Origin of the sequence: Mesorhizobium sp. BR1-1-2 (genome assembly GCF_020165435.1) — a bacterium.
GTDB lineage: Bacteria > Pseudomonadota > Alphaproteobacteria > Rhizobiales > Rhizobiaceae > Mesorhizobium.
Window position 1 is genome coordinate 271,778 of the sequence record NZ_JAIUID010000003.1, and the last position, 17,920, is coordinate 289,697.

Here is a 17,920-nt window from a genome sequence, read left to right on the forward strand (position 1 = left end):
ACGGCTCCCGGAATTTTACCATGCGAGGCCACTATCGCCGCTTCGCGGCAAGCTGTCCATAGAGCAATTCCAGGAAAAGTGTGTACGGTTTTCCCGGGAAAAGCGCGCAGCGCTTTTCCTGGGGAATTGCGCAAAAACAAGGAGATAGAGCGGCTCGCCGTTTCCGGGAAACGGTGAACCGCTCCAGGGCCCGTATGGTTGCGGGCGTCCTGCAAGGCGACTAAGGCGCAAAGGCCAAAATACAGCAGCGCATGTCCTTTTATACGCGACGGCGACGCTGTAGTACTTTGTCCCTGCGCGGAATTGCTTCGAAGCGAGGCCGGCGCAACAAGAACAGATCCCGCTTTGGGAATTCAATGCTGGACGGGCCGGCCTGGTTGGCCGGCGCGAGGAGGAAAACGGACACATGGCTGACAGCGGTGCGAAGACGGAAACGGCGGGCGAGGCCTTGCCGCTGTTCTATTCCAGGCCCGAGGCGCTCACTCCGGCGCGGCACGGCTCGCTCGGCCTGACGGCGCGCAGCGACTTCTCCTTCGCCCGCTCGGCGCATGCCATCCCGGTGGTGGCCTCGGAGATGCCGGCGGCGATGCGCTCCTACCCGATCGTTTTCATCGGCCCCGCCAAGGCGCCCGTCATCATCACCGGCCTGCGCCAGGACGAGAACCTGTTCGTCGACGCCGACGGCAAGTGGGCCGGGCCGCACTATATCCCCGCCTATGTCCGCCGCTATCCCTTCATCCTCGCCGACGATCCCAAGCAGCCCGGCCGGCTGACGCTGTGCGTGGACCGGGCGAGCGAGCGCGTCATCGACCAGTTGCTGGCGCCGTTCCGCGACGACAAGGTGCTGCCGTTCTTCAGCGGCAACGAGGCGACCGAGGCGACGAAGCAGGCGCTCGCCTTCTGCAACCAGTTCCAGATCGACTTCAGGGCGACCCGCGAGATGGTCGACAAGATCGACGCGCATGCCCTGTTCGCGCCGCGCCAGAGCAAGGTGACGCTGGAAGGAGGCGAGGTGCTGAACCTCACCGATTTCCAGGTGATCGACGAGGCCGCCTTCAACAGATTGAGCGACGAGGCCTTCCTCGACCTGAGGAAGTCAGGCGCGCTCAGCCTGCTCTACTGCCACCTTGCCTCGACCAACAGCTGGACGTCGCTGGTGCATCAGGCGTCGCTGCGAAAGGCGGAAGGGGCGAAGAGCGCCTGAACAACCCAGGCCGAGATTCTTCGCGCCGCGGCTGGTGAACAAGGCTCGGTGCTAAGCCGCGGCCCGCCTGTCGTGGCGGCCCTCCCTGATCTCCTCCGTGAGCTTGTCGCAGAAGGCATCGAGATCGCCGGGATTGCGGCTGGTTACCAGCCCCTGGTCGGTGACGACCGCGCTGTCTTGCCACAAGCCGCCGGCATTGATCACGTCGGTCTTGATCGACTTGTAGGATGTGACGCGGCGGGCTTTGACGATCCCGGTCTCGACCAGAAGCCAGGGCGCATGACAGATCGCGCCGACGACCTTGTTGGCCGACCAGAACGAACTGATGAAATCCAGCGCCTTGCGCTCGACCCGCAAGAGGTCGGGATTGATGACGCCGCCGGGCAGAACGATCGCATCGTAGGCATCCGCCCGAGCCTCGTCCAAGGTCTTGTCGACCGGAACTTCGCGGCCCCAATCCTTGTGGTCCCAGCCCTTGATCTTGCCGCTTTCGAGCGACACGATTTCGACCTCGGCGCCGGCCTGGCGCAGTTTGCTCAGCGGCACTTCAAGCTCGGACTGTTCGAAACCATTCGTCGCAAGGATGGCGACGCGCTTGCCGGAAATATCCTGCATCGTTTTCCTCCATGGTTGGATTGGATGCAGGGCTAACGAGCCTGAACCGGTACCGTTCCTCACTGTAACCTTATGTGACCGGAGCACGTGACCGGAGGGATCGCGACGAAAGACCGCGGGGCCGCCGCGGCCCCGGCGCCCTATCCTGTCGAGGTCCGCCAGAAAGCGAAAAAGCCGCGGAAAACCGCGGCTTTTCATTGCTTGATCCCTGAAGGGAAACTGGAGCGGGTGAAGCGATTCGAACGCTCGACCCCAACCTTGGCAAGGGACAAATTATACCGTCCAAGGGGTTCACAGCAGTACGCTCGATACCCTCCTAGTGCGCGCCAGAACGCGATCGCAAATCGGCGCCATCTTTAACCCGGAACAACTCCAATGGACTGTGGCGAAATTTCCTACACACTAGAAACGGTGACCGCGTGGTGACCCGACATGCTTTTCTCCACGCTTACGGATAGGTTAACACCAGGGTAAGCAGATCCTTGTGTTGCCAATCTTCCCGACTTGCAGCGGTTTTGGTGCCAGCTGGCTAGGGCGGTTGAATATCGAGTTGTCTCCACCGAAGATCTGCTCGGGATGGTGGACAAATGAATTGTCGCCCCCAAAAATTTGTTCCGGATGTCTCACAAATGAATTGTCGCCACCCCAGATTTGCGATGGATTGTTGACCACCGAGTTAGGGCCTCCTGCAATCTGCTTGAGAGTGCGGGCCGTCCAACCATTCTTGCCCGTTAGGTCGTTGGTGTCACCAAAACAGCCGTGGCCACCGACTCCATCCGTGAAGCACTTAACAAGCTCCCGCGCAGTAAGGCGCGTCGCAATGCAGCCTGCCGCAGCGTAGGGCTGCCCGCCAGTCGATACAACGCATTGGACCGCGATCTGTTGTTCAGGGTTTAGTTTCACGTCCATGTTGAAAAGGTTGGCGCCGGCGCAGACGCCCATTTGCTCGACGTCGCCACCTGACTCAGCTGCACACGTCAACGCTATCTTTTCCTCGGGAGTGGCATTCTTGCCCAGGATTCCCGAGGCAGCGCAAACCGCAAATTTTTCTGAGGCTCCCCCAGCATCTTCCGCACACCGCAATGCCGTCTTCGCGTCCCCGCCAAGATATTTATCTAGTGCCGCCGAACCAGCGCAGCTCACAAAACTTGAAACCTCTCCGTCTGATTGAAGTGCGCAGTCTACTGCTGCTTTCTGATCGGCAGTCAGGTTGATCTGTGAGCTTGCGCATCCAGCCAGGTCAGTTGCCGTCTCGGCCGACGCGGCGCATGCGATCGCAAGTTGTTCTGCCTGCGTTGCGTTCTTTCCGATGATATAGCTGGCGGCGCAGCTAGCAAAGTCCGACGCGTCACCGGAGGAGTCCGTCGCGCATTTAAGCGCTGCGTTCCCGTCCCGGCTCAGAACGGATGATCCCGCACAGCCTACGAAGTCGTCAGAATTTCCATTCGATTTGAGCGCACAACTGGCGAGCTCTTGCTGACGATCAGATATTTTTACGCCGAGAAGAGGAGCGGCGCATGCTGCAAATTTTTCTGTATCGTCCGTCGAAGATGTGGCGCAATCGACTAATGCCTGATTGCCGGGCTGGAGGATAACCTGTCCTCCCGTGCACGATGCAAAGTTGACGACGTCCAAACCGGCATTTTGCGCACAAGCAGTGGCTATCTCTAGTGCGTCAAGCGACTGCCCCTGCGACAAAGCTTCCAGTTTTGGGATCGTCGGCCCGCGCCCGGAATCAACGATTTCCTGTTGCAGGAGCGAACATGGTTCTTGCCCAACCTGCCCACTGCATATCGGGTCCAGACCGTCGGAGCCGCTGTTTGCGACCTGTACTTGGCCAAGATCGGTAACTGGCTGCTGAACTTGCCCAGAAAGCCGGGCAAGGTAAGCTTGGACAGCGGCGCAGGGACCAGGCCCCAATGGGCCAGCGCAGATCGGTCCGAGGCGCGGGTCAACACCAATTTGGAGAGGTGTAGGCACATTCGCGCGAATAACAGGTGGGGGTGGCTGCCCAAACATTCGTTGTAAATATTGCGCAACGGCCGCGCATGGTCCAGGCCCAAGCGGCCCAGCGCAGATCGGCACGCCATTTGCGTCGAAGCCAATCTGCTGTAGGGGCGGCAATCCAGGGGCTGAGACCTGCCCACCATGTTGCTGGATGTAAGCCTGAACCTGCGCGCAGGGGCCAGGGCCGATAGGGCCAGCGCATATTGGCCCGAAATTTGGATCGAAGCCGACAATCGGAAGCTGCTGCGCTGCTGCCGGCACGGCCAGTAAAGTCAACATGAGCGCGAGCTTCAGTCCGAAGAATCTTATCATGACAAATTCCCTAGCCGTTGGGCAGAAGGTTTAGATGCCGTAGAGAGCTCCTCACAGGAACAGGGATAGATTTGTCTAGCAGGTTTGCCCGCCGCAGTCGTTGCCGCAGCTATGGCAACGCCAACACACTCGACCACCTCCGTCTGCCCCCCAAAATGGCCGGAAACACGGGTCGCAGTCGTCGTTCCCACATCCCCCATACGATTGGGCGCGGGCCTGGTGCGGGAAAAAGGAAACAATTGCTCCCGCCGCCAAACCTCTCCCGAGTAATACAAAGCTAGAGCGTCGACTAACGTCAAACTGTTCGCTGCGTGGGAGCCGAATGCGGGACAGGAACGCTACGATGTGCCCCACCCATAGCAATGTCATGATAGAGGCTCCCACCGCCAAGTAGATTGCGGCACCGCCCTGCTCAAACGATGCCGCAATCGGCACCAATGCCCAGAGGGTCGCGGCGGCTAAAAGCGCCTTCCTAATGCAAATGTGGCATTCGCCCAGATGGCCATATAAAAATTTGCGCACTTCCTTCCTCCAAATGTCACCAAACAAAAAATTATCTGCTTAGGAACACCTGCGCATGACCCATTTGGGCTAGGAGCAAAGGGACTCGTAAGTGGCATGGAAGAGCGTATGATTAGTAGGGCTGAGGTGAAGTTATGGCGTGAATAAATAATATCCCAAGCTCGGATACGCGGGGAAAGCGATGAGCGCAGCACTCGACTTTCGAGAGATCAGCACCGCGTTCGCGAAGGCCGCTGTTGATCCTTCGCAGTGGGGCGCCGCGATGGATGTGGCCGAGGCCGTTACCGGGAGCGCTGGAGCGTTACTTTTCGATTTGAATGGGCATCTTCCACGAATACCACATAGCCGCTCCACAGTAGGAAGTTTCGAAGCATACGTTCGCGATGGATGGATCCATCGCGACGAACGGTACCGGCTGATTCCGTTCCTTAGGCGAAAGGGAGTTACGACCGACCTGGATATTTTTACATCGGAAGAGATTGATCGACACCCATACTACCAGGAATTCTTAGCTCATTTTGACCTTCGCTGGTATGCGGGGGTCAAGGTCGCGGCGGGTGAAGATACTTGGTGCCTGTCGCTACAGCGTTCGATTAAACAGGGACCGTTTCGACCCGAAGAGCTTGCAGCCTTAGCCAACTTGTCGAGGAAACTAGGTTCGTTCGCAGCACTCTCTCGTACGCTCGGTTTCGCGAGGATAGAGGCTACAATTGAGGCGTTCGACGCAAGCGTGACACCGGTTATCATGATCGACCGCAACGGCAGAGCTATCCGCCTCAACAGGTCCGCAGAGTTGTCGCTTGGTCAGCACCTTCGGATTTCCAACCAAAGGCTGGTGGCTAGAGACCGAGCCGCCGCCGCCGCGCTAGATAGGTCACTCCACATCCTTATCCGATCGAGGGATTCAGGTTGCTCTGTGCCTCCGGTGGCGATCCCGCGCATCGGCCAGCGCCCCTTGCTGGCTTATATGTTGCGACTCCCCGCACTTTCACCCAATGCGTTAGCCCCTTGTCAAGCGACCATTATGCTCGTCGACCCGGACCTACGTCGCCAACCTCCAGAGATCACCCTCCGCGCTTGCTTCGGCCTGACTTCGTCAGAGGCAAAGTTAGCCTGCCTGATTTCGCTCGGCGAGACCGTCGAAAGATCAGCCGACCAGCTGGGTGTATGCTATGAGACCGCAAGAAATCATCTGAAAGCGATCTTTGCTAAGACCGATACGCATCGACAGGGCGAATTGGTCTCTATGCTAGCCAAAATGGCGACCGGACCATCCGCCGAAAAACTTTGAAAAAGCGGCACCTGTGACCTTTTTCTAACATTGCAATGAGAGACGGGGTGAGGTCGATCGTTGTGTTGTCTGTCCATTCGTTGTCGGCATGGCGATAGGGAAATCGACAACCGTTATGGCGTAGAGACGACTTGTGAGGCCGAAAGCTGGCCGGAAGCCGGTCCGCTGAACCACATCTCCTCAGCGCGAATCGGATCGACTACGAGTCCGAGGGAATGCGCCTGCGTGAAGAAGGCCGCCTGTGTGCGACGATCTGTGCCGCTGAAAAATGCACCGAGATTGGGGTGGCTATGATACCACCCAATGACCGATTGGCCAGAAGTCTGCGCGATCCGCGCCTCGTCCCAGAGCGAAGTGCCCATACGAAGTGACACACCGGTACCTCGAAATTCTGAGGACGGCACAAAGGCTTCGACGAGGACCACGCGGAACGTATCATCGTCCTTGAATACGCGACCTACCAGCAGTCCACCCATTTCGATGTTCTGTTGAGAGAGGTGGGTGTAGATTCCGCCCATCACCGTACTCGAAACGACCACGCGGAGAGCTGTGGATTCACCGGCGATGAGTTGCAATGCAGCGGTAAAAGATAAGGTTGTAAACAGATCTCCAAGTGGGAAATGTCGAAAGTCGGGTGGTTGTTCGATCCACTGAATCATGTCTTGACCGCGAAACCATTGCCGCATTTGGGACATTTGACTGTGCCGCTTCGCCCGTTCGGGACGGAAAGTCGCGCGTTACAATGAGAGCATGTCACCACTGTCTTAGCGTCTACGGCCGGTTCAGCGTTTCTCCAAGCCATCGTCTTAGCCTGGTCTTGCACGGAAAAGTCAATAACATCCGTAGGGAAGGCTTGGGGATTGGATCGGATAGCCTGCTGATACCAGGATACCGCTGCACGGTTAGCGGGCGATTGTAGATTCAGTACCGTCGGATCGAAAGTGACAATCTGCACAACCCGGCGGACGAGGAGATCCAGTCCGAATGAAGGTATCCACTTGAGACCTAAACAGATGCGACCCGAGGTATAAACGTTGGGGTGGAGAATCGGTGTGCCGACATTCACAGTCGGCTCGACGAACGGGTAGCGCGCCGGAAGTGAGATGCTGATGCGGGTGACAGGCTGCACGCTGCTCGGATAGGCGCTTGAGGGCGCTGTTCTTAAGTGCAACTCGGCCTCAATTTCGTTCGTCGGATTCCCGACCACTTTGGTCACGCGAACGCGGCTGCGCGACAGCCGTTCAAGGTCCCTAAGCTTCTGAACGTCCTGCGCGCGGCGTTCATCAAAAGCGGACATCAGATCAAAATCCAGCGACGAGGACGGGCTGCACCTCAAGGATCGCGCCTTCGGCGACGAGGTCAGCTGAGAGGGCCTGCGCAGGTGCGATCGACTTACCGGACGAGGTATTGACTAGGGAATAGTCGGTATCGGTTGGCAGCGACCAGTTATCTACGGCCGCTTGGATAACATCGGCCCCTGTATTCGTACGGGCCATCGCAACCTCCGCCTTTCGAGTCTGATCCGCAGTTCGGATGATAACTTTGACTTCACTCATTGGGGTTCCCTTAGAAATTCAAAGATTGTTGATTTGGCTCCGTTCGACACAAGCGCAAATTTGCTCGGTATCGTATAATTGGCAAAACGGTCGGCAAGCTCGGTTGCCGAGAATTGGTCGCGGATTTCCAGGTCGACCGCTCCTGGATCAGGGGACAAGGTAGTAGGGTAATCACTGCTGAACGCCGAGGCTCGCTCGAATACCGGCATGGAGATCTCGCCGATGCGATAGCTTACCAAGATCGGATCACTGGTGAACACCGTGACATCATCGCCGCTGATCGGCCAGTCGCCGATGATGGGACGGCAACCGATAATAGAGAGTTCTCCAGCATAACGGTCACAGCATGGACACCCCCCTACGCGTCCGAGCTCAGTGCGGGTAAGGTTACCTGCGATGGTATCGACATAGAAGCGTCGCGCAGACGGCACCTCATCACCTGTACCAAGCCGCAAGCCAACAGATACAGCTAGGCTCGACGCCGTGCTCGACGTGATAATAGTTGTTGGCACCTTCCTTTCAATGTAGGAAAGCTTGCGTAGATGGCCGCAGGAATATCGCTCCGAGATCCTCCGGTAGACAGAGGGTGGTAGGCCGCACTCGAAACAGCCGCCTGTGTGATTGCGGGTAAACGGGTACTGTTCCACGAGGGCGAATCGGCTGTCGATGCCGACATTGATAAAATCCACTCGTGCGATCTGGCATAACATGTTGCTGCGAATGCGCGCTTCGAAGTTATCGACGCAGCAGAACAGTACATCAAAAGACTTGAGGTCCGAGAGGGTGAGGTGATCCCAAAAGTCCCCCACCACTGCCTCCGCAGACATGTTTGGGTCGAGTTCGCGAGCCCGATCCGCCGCCACCTCCGCCTTCTGCTTTCCGATATCGGCATCACGGAATAGGACGCTGCGAGTGAGGTTATGTTCCTCAATACGGTCGAAGTCATAAACGCGGACTTCGCCGACGCCGAGAAGAGCGAGATTCTTTAAAACCTCGTTACCTACCGCCCCCGCGCCAATTACGACAGCGCGAGTGCGTGCGAGCCTTTCCTGAGAGAACCAGTCGATGAGATTGTGACGGAGATATCGGTTTTCGGACACTAGCTGTTGCTCCTGAGCCGATCATAGGCGGCGTTGATCAGCTTGACGACCTCTTCATTGTTTCGGCTCATGAAAGGGTCCGCGCGGTCGGGATGGTAGGTATTTACTAAGCGCAGATAAGCCGCTCTTAGCTCTGCCGGCGTACAACTTTCAGCAACGCCGAGCAATTCCCACGGTGAGAGCTTGGCTAACTGTTCGATTCGGCCCTTGTAGCCAAGTTCTATGTTCTGCCACTTCATCGCGAAACCGAAAGGATCATGCTGCGCTCGGAGATAATGATCTCCGGACCAAACTGGTTGTGGTTGATGAGAAGCCCGCGCACTCGCACAGACTGTCCTGCAAGGCTGTGGATGAAGTCGGTGCCGCCGACGGCCCGGATCGCGCCCCTGAAAAACACCAGTTTAAGGCCGCGTGCCCACGAGGTGTTTTCGAACATGACGGCGAAATCTGACCCGCGACGGCTGACACGCACTGCGTGGACACGGCCTTCAAAGGTAACCACGCGGTCGAAATGCGACCTAAAATTCGCCAGGGTGACGATATCTGGGTTGTAGTCGCGGCCGCGTGTGGATCGCGCCTGAGCGCCAGAGAGGGCACCAATGGAGGCATTGCCGCATGCGACGCAACGCAAGCCGTTCTCCTGCCGGAGAACTTCCACGCTCGAAGCATGGTAGTAAACCTTGCATGTACCGCATTGGTGCAGCCCAAGCGCGACATTGAGCGGTGCGCCGGTGAAAGCATCGTGAAGCCCTTCGAGGGATTGCTGCGTCGGTAGTGAGCCTGTTGGCTCCATCGGAAGTGGGGGTTCAAAGACAATACGAGGCCGCGTTGGGCTTCCGGCTCGGGGACGATAAACATCCTTTGACTTTGGAGATGACGGGGGCGCGGGGCGGGCGTGTGGCTCCTGATCCGAATGCGGCGGGCTAAGCGTCGACGGGTTCGACTTTGAACCAAACACTTTCCGCAGCACCCAGACAACGATCCAGAGTCCGCCAATAGTAAGTAGAAACTCCATGAAGTGCAAAAAACCAAAATAGAGGAGGACCAACGGGATTAGTTGTCTGGTGATTATCGTCTGCCGGCCGACAGAGCGCAATGTCTTTGACGCCATTGGCCAACGACTCATGTCGCATATGGCTAAAGGATTGCCGGTTCATGGGTCACTGGACTTTGCGCCTGAATGGACGCATTTTGGCCTTCGGGGGAAGGCTGGGGCTTGGACAGGTATCGTCACAATAATCGGCCGGACCGGTGGCGCAAGCGCACCGGTACGTGGCCTTGGGCACCGCGTTGGGCGGGCGTCCCGGTACGGCTACTCTTTGTGATTGTCGCCGCTGCAGCCGCCTTGGTCGTCCAGACCGTCATGCAGCGCGGCGACCGTATAGCCGACATCAGCACATCGAATTCGCTAGGCCGGAAGCCTGTCCCCATCGCTGGCATCGCTAGCGTAATCGACGGAGACACAATCGAAATCCATGGCCAGCGCATTCGCTTCAATGGCATCGACGCGCCGGAGAGCAAGCAGTACTGCGAAGATGCCAAGGGCTTTGAATATCCATGTGGCCGACGAGCGGCGGAGGCGTTGGATACATTCCTCGCGGCATCGAGGCCGGTTCAGTGCATGTTCGTGGCCTGGGATCGCTATCGCCGCTTCGTCGGCGACTGCCGTCGGGCCGATGGGGCTAACGTGGCCGCGTGGATGGTCGAGCAGGGCCAGGCACTCGATTGGTCGCGCTACAGCCACGGTGCCTATGCACCACAGCAGGCGAAAGCGGAGAACGTAAAACTCGGTTTGTGGGTCGGCAACTTCCAGGCACCCTGGGAATGGCGCGCGGCGCACGGAAATGGAACGGCTCCGCCGAGCCAGTCGCTCGGCATCGTCAGCCGCAAGCTGGTCGCGCAGAGCGGGAGCTATTCGTGCGAGCCGCGCCGCTATTGCTCTCAGATCGGTTCATGTGACGAGGCCCAATGGTATTTGCACAACTGCTCTTGGGGTCGGAAGCTGGATCGCGATGGAGATGGTGTCGCATGCGAAACGCTTTGCTAAGGGGAGCAAATGGCAAGCCGGTATGATCCACTAGGGGAATTCTTGAGGGCACAGTCCGCTGGGTCGGTGCGACTACCACTGACCGAAATCGAAAGCCTGGTCGGTACTCTCCCAAAAGAGGCCCGCACCCCGCAGTTCTGGGCGAACGCGCGAGGCCATCATTCGTCTAGGCGCTCCCAATGGCTGAATAACGACTACGAAGCCTTCTACGACCCCAGTAACAACCTGGTGCGGTTTGAAAGAGTCGAGAGCGATTTAGATTCCAGTACAAGCTCTACGAAACAAGAAGGGTCGGCATCCTCCATTTTGCGTGTGGGCAATACCTACACTCGCAACCAGCTACGCGAAATCTTTGGAATTGTTGATGCGACTCTAAACAACGGGGTTTTCAAGCCAAAGGACCTGGGATCGGTCTGGCTGTTCGTTACTGAGGAAAAGACGGCCGACAGAACCCAATATCGAGACAGGATCGAGGGCGATCTCCTGTATTGGCAGGGACAAACATCCGGTCGAACTGACCACCTTATCACCGGTCACCGCGACCTGGGCCTTGAGCTGCTCCTGTTCTTTCGAGAGCGAAAGTACGAATTCGATGGCGCCGGATTTCGGTATTTCGGCCCTTATGAGTACGTCCGACATTCTGGCTCGTCACCGACCAATTTCGTGCTTCGCTCTGCGGTCGTCGCGCCGGATGCGATTGACCCAGACCCGGCCGACGATGAGGCTTTCGATCCAAGTGAAGTCAATGATGCGCGCGAGCGTGTCTTGAAAACGATAGCCAGGAGGCGAGGGCAAAAGCCTTTCAGGGACAAACTCTTGAAGGCATACGGCGGGAAGTGTGCAATTTCTGGGTGTGCAGTCACCGATGTGTTGGAGGCCGCCCACATCTACCCCTATCGTGGGGACCATACTAACGTGGCGAGCAACGGCGTTCTACTTCGCTCAGACCTGCACACGTTGTTCGATTGCGGGCTCCTTGAGATAGACCCAACAACAATGAGGGTGGTCGTATCCGAGCGTTTGACCGGCAGTGAGTATCAAGCGTTTCACGGCCGCCCAATCCGATCGCCCACCGATCCTCGGGAGCGGCCGAGCGCCAAGGCTCTAGAAGAACGTAAGGCCATGCTTGCAGCTACTGGTTAGGTAAGCTGGTGGGACCGAAGTAGCAACTAAGCGAAGATATCGGGATGTTCGAAAAAGTTCGATACGAAAACCTCAATGCACGACAGAAGGAAAACTACAATTTCCATAAGGTAGCTGGTCGACTTGCCGACTACGGATACAACTCCTTGCGCCTGAACGACGATTGGAATGGTGCGGATTTCCTCGCAGTGCACGTCGGCGGCACCACAGTCTTACGAGTTCAGCTTAAACCGAGGTTTTCGCTCTATGAGAAATATCGCGGCAAGGATCTCCACATAGCTTTCCTCACAGGCTATGCCTGCTACGTCTATCCTCACGATGATGTTTTAGCGCTCGTCGAGCCTCGGGGAAGGTTTAGCGAAACGGCTTCCTGGGCGGAGCGAGGTTGGTATTCTTGGCGGAGCCTTCCCGCCTGGACCGTGGAGCTGCTCAAACCCTACAAAATCTAGCTTAGGTAGACGAACAACGGTTCAGCCGTCTCAGCCCGTCTCAGCGTACCCGTGTCCCCCTGCTGCCGGCGCTGCGCATATACCGCGCCTTTCAGCAGCGGCGCAGCTACATGGGCGCGCGATAGCACTTGATGTTCACGGTTTGTGGTCGCCGTAAACCTGGGGCTGGACTCGCCATTTGAAACCAGCAAACATCATAGGGTGATTCGCAGAGGCTTCACGTGGGGACATCCTAGACAGTCCTGAATGACGTGTTGCGCCCGCCCAAGCGATTGGGATGCTAAGGTGGCTAACCTCCAAGGCGGGCTATGTTCTAGACATAGCACTAAGACCCTAACGAGCATCGTTCCGGCAATCACGCTTAACCCCAGAAATCAACTGGGAGCAGGCGTGCGTGCTGGTTTGAGAATGCTACCGTCACAGCGCTCGCTCCTCTGCAAAGGAAATGCAGATGGATGCTTCGTTCCAGATACCTGGTCCGTATCACGCACCGGGTACTATCGCCGAAAGACTACTCACCCTCAAAGAAGCCGCTGAAGCGGTAGGTGCCAAATACTGGCAAATCCAACGCCTCGCGTTGCGCGGCCACATTCCCACCTACACGCCCTACAACTCGCGTCCCTTAGTCAAGCTGTCCGAGGTGGTGGCGTACATCGACTCCTCCCGTCAGGGAGGGGCCTGATGCACAAGACATTCGTTATCCCCGATGGCAACACCGACGAGACAGTCGAGTTCCTCGTAAATATGTTTCCCGGCCAGCCGCGCCACCTTGTCGCGATTCCGCTTAGAGGTCGAATCGAGGCCCTCACTTTCGCGGCTTACGAAGAGGAGGCCATGCGTCAATGGATCGACGCAGTTCAGAGGGAGGATAACCTCTACTTTCACGTGAACAGACTGCGACCATCGGTTCGCAACAAAAAGGCGACCAAGAGAGATGTGGCGGCGGCGCTGTTCATACACGTCGATATCGATGATCCTGGTGCTGAGGAACGTCTCCTCAGCTTCCGCCCGTGCCCAACCGCAGTTGTGTTCTCCGGTGGTGGTTATCACGGCTATTGGAAGCTGAAAGACCCCGCCGACGATCTCGTCCGCGTGGAAGCGATCAACATGACCATAGCGAAGGCACTGGGCGGCGACAAATGCCATAACGTTGATCGGATTATGCGCCTGCCGGGCACGGTGAACATCCCGAGCACTAAGAAAGAAAAGGCAGGACGGAGGCCCGAGCTTGCTCGTCTGGTGAAGGCTGATTGGTCGCTGATTTATTCCTTGGACGATTTCCCGGAGGGCGGGGGTCCCGAGCCAACAGGGTCGAAGAATGAGGTCGCGCAAGACGCGCCTGTTGTTTCGGTCAGCATGGACGAGCTTCCGCAGTCGCTGTTGCCGGTAACGCGGACGCTTATCGAGTTGGGTGACGACCCCGAGCGCCCCCGTGAAAGCGAATCTCCCCGTTTTCGTTCGCGAAGCGAGGTCGTGTTTCGAATTGCTTGCGACCTCGCCCGTGCCGGCTGTCCGGAAACACAGATAGCTGGTGTCCTCATCAACCCTGCTTTTGGTATTTCGCGCTCGATACTTGAGAAGAGAAAGCCAGTTCAATATGCATTGAGGCAGGCACGTTCCGCTTTGGCGGCTGTGTCGAATGGCTGGCCCGACTGCGACATGAGCGGGCACCCGAAAGCCACGATGCGCAACACAGTTATCGCGCTACAACGTCTGGGCTTCACCTTCTCTCACGACCTGTTCCGGCACCGAAAGGTCGTCAACGGCGAAATGCTGGATGAACATGAAGGCGAGATCAGCGACGACGCCTGCGCCCTGCTACGGAAGTTCATCATCGAGGCCTTCGGGTTCGATCCAAAAGCCGAGAACGTCCGCGACGCGGTAACCCAGCTGTGTCTGGAACACACATTCCATCCTGTCCGGCAGATGCTCGATGCACTGACATGGGACGGCATTCCACGCATAGATCGATGGCTCGCGTCGTACATGGGAGCCGAGGATACACCTCTCAACCGAGCGATTGGTCGGATCATGCTCATTGCGGCGGTCAGGCGTGTACGGGATCCGGGCGTTAAATTCGACACCATCATCATCTTCGAGGGCAAGCAAGGAACGGGCAAGTCCACGGCACTGCGGATCCTCGCGGGGCCGGGGAATCACTCCGACAATGAATTGCTAACCCTTGATACCAAAGCCCAGATGGAGGCTATGGAGGGAGTCTGGATATACGAATTAAGCGAGATGTCGGGTCTCAGCAAAAGCGAGGTCGAACGCATGAAGGCGTTCGCGTCGCGTGACGTCGACCGTGCCCGGATGTCGTATGGCCGTTTCTCGGAAGCGCGCGGTCGGCAAACCATCTTTGTCGGCACCACCAACGAGCACAAATACCTGAAAGACCGAACCGGCAACCGCCGCTTCCTGCCCGTCAAGACAGGCCTCATAGACCTGGAGGCGCTTCGGCGCGACCGTAACCAGCTCTGGGCCGAGGCGGCGAAGCTGGAAGCCGAGCGCCAGAGCATCGTGCTGCCGCAGGAGCTTTGGGCAATAGCCGCAGCCGAACAGGAGGACCGCCTTGAAGACGATCCGTGGCAGGAAAAGCTCGCGATCGTCCGAGGCAAAGCGGTCGGTGACGAGGTGAGGGCTTACACGGCCGAATTACTGGGAGAGCTGCTAGAGATTCCATTGGAGCGTCAGCACAACGGACATGCGAAACGGCTCACCGCGCTGATGCGTGAACTCGGTTGGGAGCCGGGCAAGTTCAAAGTGGCCGGTAAGACCCTACGCGGGTTTCATCGCCCTAGGTCCGAAGACCACGTCGACGATAACTCCCCTATCGGCGCCGCCGCGAATTTTTAGGGTGGTGGCAGTGGCAGCGGTGGCATGTACCGTAGGGACTCCCTGGGTGCAGTGTGTGCGCTGTGCCCCCCTGTGCCGCCTGGGCACCTCGCTGGTGCCATGCCACTACCGCCACCCGCCACCCGGCGGTGTTTTTATAGTGTTCAGCTGTGCTGCCCGGGCGTGCGGTGAGCTGGCGGTGGCCCGACGACGTGTGGTCGGAATGTTGGAAAATTGCGACACCGGCCGCTACCGCCCTTGCAATACAACCGCCTCCGTCTTCGCCACTCGATATACTCAGTCACTGCGATTTCAACCTCGGTGGCCGAGGAATCCGAGATATCCGTGGCCGCGTCGTCTCGCGGCTTCGACCTTTTCCACCCTGTCGAGGTCACGCGCCTGGTTACAGTTTGAGCCGTTTCACGGGGTCGCTGGCCGCTCCGGCGATTACTTGTGCTGGTTACCGACGCGTGTTTTCGTTCCCGCTTTTTTCCTTTTTGGACGAGCAACACCATGACTGACTTCAACGTTTCCATCACCACCGCAACGCGTCGCCGCAAGCTGCGCGACGGTAAAGTCGCTCTCTATCCGCAATATTACTGTGAGTATCGCGAGCCCCTGACGCAGAAGCGCCGCCGCCGCGCCTTCAACCGCAAGAAGGACGCCGAGGCATTCCGGAACTCGCTGCTGCTGAAGGTCTCGGAAGGCAGCTACATGGATGAGCGCAAGGCTCCAACCGTTGCGCAGGCCATCGAGCACTGGCTTCAGACCAAGGAGGGCAACGTCAAGCCATCGACGCTGATGGGCTACAAGGTGGTGGTGTATGGTGCAATCCGGGGGCCATTGCTGGTAGGCACCAAGCAGGAACGTGCTGACTTCACCGAGACCGGCACTCCACCCAAGAACGCCCGCTTCATCAAATTGCTCGGACATATCAAGCTGTCGGACCTGACAACTGCAATGATCCGCGTCTGGCACAAGACCGTCACGGAGCAGTGTGGCAGCTACACCGCAAATCGGGCCAAATCGCACCTCAAGTCCATCCTGGCGCTGGCGGAGGAAGACTATTCGATCCGCGCGCCCTCGATGCCGACCGGGTTGGCGCGGGCGCGGCACAAAATCAAAAAGACGATCCTGGCCACCGAGCATATCGCCAAGCTGATCGCAGCGGCCAAGAACGATCTGGAACAAGGCATCTACTACGCCTTCGCCTTCCTCGCCGGCACACGGCCGTCTGAGCAGCTGGGTCTGTTATGGAGCGAGGTTGACTTCGACCGCAACATTGTCCGCATCCGGCGCATCCAGGAGCGGGACGGCTCGCTCACCGAAATGACCAAGACAGAGGCCGGCACCCGAGAGATCCCGATGAGCGCCGTGCTTCGCGAGATGCTTTTGGCGTGGCGGGTTCGCTGCCCAAGGTCGGGTAAGGAGCTGCACCGCGTGTTCCCCGGCCCCGGCCGGCTACAGGAATGGCCTAAGCCCCGCATTGGCGGCGGCGGTCCGCTGCTCTACCAGAATTTTCGGAAGCGTTATTGGGCACCAGTTTTCAAAGCGCTCAGCCTTCCATATGTCACGCCGCACTCTGCCCGCCACTCTTTCATCTCGATGCTCCAGGCCCAGGGCATCGAGATCGGCCTTGTGGCGCAGATCGCCGGCCATGCGAACCCGACGGTGACGCTCGGCCACTATACCCAGGCAGTGCGCGATGGTAGCGCCGCCATCGCGGCACTGGACCGGGCCTACAGCGGATAGCCTATGCCGGCACCGGCCACGCCGCGCCACGGGGACCATACGCTCAGCGCTGTGGGTACGGCAGCCGGCCAGCCGTGCACCCCCGCTGGCGGTGCACGGCTGCGGTGCAGGCCTGCAACATAGTGGCCGTCTCTAACATGCTGATATCGCTGATATAATTGTGCCTGAGCTCTCGCCGTGTTTTACTGTCCTGTTGGACAGTAGGAGAGATCGATGCACATCCTGATCATGGACAAGCGAACTGGCAACGAGGAATGGATGCCGCTCGAAGCCGCTGCGGAAGTCATGGAACTGGACGCGACCGAGATCGAATGGGCGCTGGAAGAGTTTGGGGAGTGTGAGTCGGTCGGTCACATCGCCATTGAGCCCGAATGAGCTTCGCCACCACTACACAGATGCGCCTCCCCACTGCGGCGGTCGCCTCTCGATCGCCGCATCTTCAAATGTGCGCCGCCCTCCGGGCGCGCGTTTCGACCCTCCCCCTTGTTGTAGCAATAGTACAATGGGGTCGGAGGGACCCGTTCGGCCTTGCGAACGGGTTGCACCTTCGTACCCTGTACCCGGTAGGAAGCAAATTCTCTTGTTCAGGAGGTGCACGTTCTAACAGAGCCGGCCTTCACCATTTCCTGCCACTTGTCGCCCAAGGTCTGCCGTGCGGAGATGGCGTTGGAGGCACCAGGCTCGCCATCATGGAACATGCGGATACCAAAATTCTGGTCGTGACTGCCATAGACCATGGTTGGTCCGGGTCGATATGTGGTCGTTGCATTGAGATATCCGCCGTTGACCACGCCTGTCGTCTGATAGCTGCCTGGCATCTGGGCGACATGAACGTTGTCCGCCGCCGCAGCGCCGACGATCACATAGCGATCATAGCCCGCTTTGATCGTCTCGATCGCCGCCTGTTTTTGGGCGACCCTGGCCGCACCGATGCCGCCGCAGACCGGAGCGGCGCTCGCCTGCACGATCGCGGTATTCTGTGAGGTACGGATAGTGTTGGTGCCGGCGCAAGCGCCCAGCGCCAGTATTGCCGGCACGAGCACAGCACGCGCGAGAATGTTGTTGGTCATCGTCTTCTCCCCAAGCC

Annotated in this window: 18 protein-coding genes; 9 read left to right on the top strand and 9 right to left on the bottom strand. The window is 58.3% G+C overall.

Translation table 11 applies throughout. The annotated features are described in order from the left end of the window. The first annotated feature begins 406 nt into the window (after positions 1-406). The gene (locus LB551_RS07805) at positions 407-1,204 is read left to right on the top strand and encodes a SapC family protein (protein WP_224625399.1); all 798 of its coding nucleotides are present in this window, start codon (positions 407-409) and stop codon (positions 1,202-1,204) included. A gap of 51 nt (positions 1,205-1,255) precedes the next feature. On the opposite strand, the gene LB551_RS07810 is transcribed toward LB551_RS07805, so the two are convergent. Together LB551_RS07810 and LB551_RS07815 are read right to left on the bottom strand one after the other, a co-directional pair. Next, a complete protein-coding gene (locus LB551_RS07810) occupies positions 1,256-1,819 on the bottom strand; it encodes a type 1 glutamine amidotransferase domain-containing protein (RefSeq protein WP_224658751.1) in 564 nt (187 codons plus the stop codon). Positions 1,820-2,278: 459 nt separating this feature from the next. Then, complete coding sequence (locus LB551_RS07815) at positions 2,279-4,138, bottom strand: hypothetical protein (protein WP_224658752.1); 1,860 nt, start codon at positions 4,136-4,138, stop codon at positions 2,279-2,281. A 703-nt stretch (positions 4,139-4,841) separates the two neighbouring features. On the opposite strand from LB551_RS07815, the gene LB551_RS07820 reads away from it, so the two are divergent. Next, complete coding sequence (locus LB551_RS07820; RefSeq protein WP_224658754.1) at positions 4,842-5,951, top strand: helix-turn-helix transcriptional regulator; 1,110 nt, start codon at positions 4,842-4,844, stop codon at positions 5,949-5,951. A 113-nt stretch (positions 5,952-6,064) separates the two neighbouring features. On the opposite strand, the gene LB551_RS07825 is transcribed toward LB551_RS07820, so the two are convergent. The 6 genes from LB551_RS07825 to LB551_RS07850 are packed head-to-tail and all read right to left on the bottom strand — an operon-like array spanning position 6,065 to position 9,400. Further along, positions 6,065-6,610 (bottom strand): Mov34/MPN/PAD-1 family protein, encoded by a 546-nt coding sequence (locus LB551_RS07825; protein WP_224658756.1) that lies wholly within the window; start codon positions 6,608-6,610, stop codon positions 6,065-6,067. Next, on the bottom strand, positions 6,607-7,248 hold the full coding sequence (locus tag LB551_RS07830) for a ubiquitin-conjugating enzyme E2 (RefSeq protein WP_224658757.1): 642 nt from the start codon (positions 7,246-7,248) through the stop codon (positions 6,607-6,609). Before LB551_RS07830 ends, LB551_RS07825 begins: the two co-directional genes overlap by 4 nt. A gap of 4 nt (positions 7,249-7,252) precedes the next feature. Further along, a complete protein-coding gene (locus LB551_RS07835) occupies positions 7,253-7,507 on the bottom strand; it encodes a hypothetical protein (RefSeq protein ID WP_224658758.1) in 255 nt (84 codons plus the stop codon). Then, on the bottom strand, positions 7,504-8,607 hold the full coding sequence (locus LB551_RS07840) for a HesA/MoeB/ThiF family protein (protein ID WP_224658759.1): 1,104 nt from the start codon (positions 8,605-8,607) through the stop codon (positions 7,504-7,506). The genes LB551_RS07835 and LB551_RS07840 overlap by 4 nt, the downstream gene beginning before the upstream one ends. Further along, the gene (locus tag LB551_RS07845) at positions 8,607-8,846 is read right to left on the bottom strand and encodes a J domain-containing protein (protein ID WP_224658760.1); all 240 of its coding nucleotides are present in this window, start codon (positions 8,844-8,846) and stop codon (positions 8,607-8,609) included. The genes LB551_RS07840 and LB551_RS07845 overlap by 1 nt, the downstream gene beginning before the upstream one ends. Continuing rightward, positions 8,843-9,400 (bottom strand): hypothetical protein, encoded by a 558-nt coding sequence (locus LB551_RS07850; protein WP_224658761.1) that lies wholly within the window; start codon positions 9,398-9,400, stop codon positions 8,843-8,845. Before LB551_RS07850 ends, LB551_RS07845 begins: the two co-directional genes overlap by 4 nt. Positions 9,401-9,928: 528 nt before the next feature. On the opposite strand from LB551_RS07850, the gene LB551_RS07855 reads away from it, so the two are divergent. The 7 genes from LB551_RS07855 (at position 9,929) to LB551_RS07885 (ending at position 17,208) form a co-directional block, all read left to right on the top strand. Continuing rightward, positions 9,929-10,654 carry a thermonuclease family protein gene (locus LB551_RS07855; protein WP_224658763.1) on the top strand — a complete coding sequence of 242 codons (726 nt, stop codon included), beginning with the start codon at positions 9,929-9,931 and terminating at the stop codon, positions 10,652-10,654. Between the two features lie 42 nt (positions 10,655-10,696). Then, positions 10,697-11,797: an HNH endonuclease gene (locus tag LB551_RS07860; protein ID WP_224658764.1), complete on the top strand. Its 1,101-nt coding sequence runs from the start codon at positions 10,697-10,699 to the stop codon at positions 11,795-11,797. A 44-nt stretch (positions 11,798-11,841) separates the two neighbouring features. Then, entirely contained in the window at positions 11,842-12,246 is a 405-nt protein-coding gene (locus tag LB551_RS07865) for a hypothetical protein (RefSeq protein ID WP_224658765.1), read from the top strand. 451 nt (positions 12,247-12,697) lie between these two features. Next, positions 12,698-12,928: a hypothetical protein gene (locus tag LB551_RS07870; RefSeq protein ID WP_224658767.1), complete on the top strand. Its 231-nt coding sequence runs from the start codon at positions 12,698-12,700 to the stop codon at positions 12,926-12,928. Next, positions 12,928-15,102, top strand: a complete 2,175-nt coding sequence (locus LB551_RS07875; RefSeq protein WP_224658768.1) for a VapE domain-containing protein — start codon at positions 12,928-12,930, stop codon at positions 15,100-15,102. The genes LB551_RS07870 and LB551_RS07875 overlap by 1 nt, the downstream gene beginning before the upstream one ends. 432 nt (positions 15,103-15,534) lie before the next feature. After that, positions 15,535-16,833 carry a tyrosine-type recombinase/integrase gene (locus LB551_RS07880; RefSeq protein ID WP_224658770.1) on the top strand — a complete coding sequence of 433 codons (1,299 nt, stop codon included), beginning with the start codon at positions 15,535-15,537 and terminating at the stop codon, positions 16,831-16,833. Positions 16,834-17,046: 213 nt separating this feature from the next. Beyond that, positions 17,047-17,208 (top strand): hypothetical protein, encoded by a 162-nt coding sequence (locus LB551_RS07885; RefSeq protein WP_224658772.1) that lies wholly within the window; start codon positions 17,047-17,049, stop codon positions 17,206-17,208. Positions 17,209-17,417: 209 nt separating this feature from the next. On the opposite strand, the gene LB551_RS07890 is transcribed toward LB551_RS07885, so the two are convergent. After that, positions 17,418-17,903 carry a hypothetical protein gene (locus tag LB551_RS07890; RefSeq protein ID WP_224658773.1) on the bottom strand — a complete coding sequence of 162 codons (486 nt, stop codon included), beginning with the start codon at positions 17,901-17,903 and terminating at the stop codon, positions 17,418-17,420. Positions 17,904-17,920: the final 17 nt, after the last annotated feature.

Coding starts and splice junctions, on each gene's coding strand:
- LB551_RS07805 (WP_224625399.1), top strand. CDS start 407: ATGGCTGACAGCGGTGCGAAGACGGAAACGGCGGGCGAGGCCTTGCCG.
- LB551_RS07810 (WP_224658751.1), bottom strand. CDS start 1,819: ATGCAGGATATTTCCGGCAAGCGCGTCGCCATCCTTGCGACGAATGGT.
- LB551_RS07815 (WP_224658752.1), bottom strand. CDS start 4,138: ATGATAAGATTCTTCGGACTGAAGCTCGCGCTCATGTTGACTTTACTG.
- LB551_RS07820 (WP_224658754.1), top strand. CDS start 4,842: ATGAGCGCAGCACTCGACTTTCGAGAGATCAGCACCGCGTTCGCGAAG.
- LB551_RS07825 (WP_224658756.1), bottom strand. CDS start 6,610: ATGATTCAGTGGATCGAACAACCACCCGACTTTCGACATTTCCCACTT.
- LB551_RS07830 (WP_224658757.1), bottom strand. CDS start 7,248: ATGTCCGCTTTTGATGAACGCCGCGCGCAGGACGTTCAGAAGCTTAGG.
- LB551_RS07835 (WP_224658758.1), bottom strand. CDS start 7,507: ATGAGTGAAGTCAAAGTTATCATCCGAACTGCGGATCAGACTCGAAAG.
- LB551_RS07845 (WP_224658760.1), bottom strand. CDS start 8,846: ATGAAGTGGCAGAACATAGAACTTGGCTACAAGGGCCGAATCGAACAG.
- LB551_RS07850 (WP_224658761.1), bottom strand. CDS start 9,400: ATGGAGCCAACAGGCTCACTACCGACGCAGCAATCCCTCGAAGGGCTT.
- LB551_RS07865 (WP_224658765.1), top strand. CDS start 11,842: ATGTTCGAAAAAGTTCGATACGAAAACCTCAATGCACGACAGAAGGAA.
- LB551_RS07870 (WP_224658767.1), top strand. CDS start 12,698: ATGGATGCTTCGTTCCAGATACCTGGTCCGTATCACGCACCGGGTACT.
- LB551_RS07875 (WP_224658768.1), top strand. CDS start 12,928: ATGCACAAGACATTCGTTATCCCCGATGGCAACACCGACGAGACAGTC.
- LB551_RS07885 (WP_224658772.1), top strand. CDS start 17,047: ATGCACATCCTGATCATGGACAAGCGAACTGGCAACGAGGAATGGATG.
- LB551_RS07890 (WP_224658773.1), bottom strand. CDS start 17,903: ATGACCAACAACATTCTCGCGCGTGCTGTGCTCGTGCCGGCAATACTG.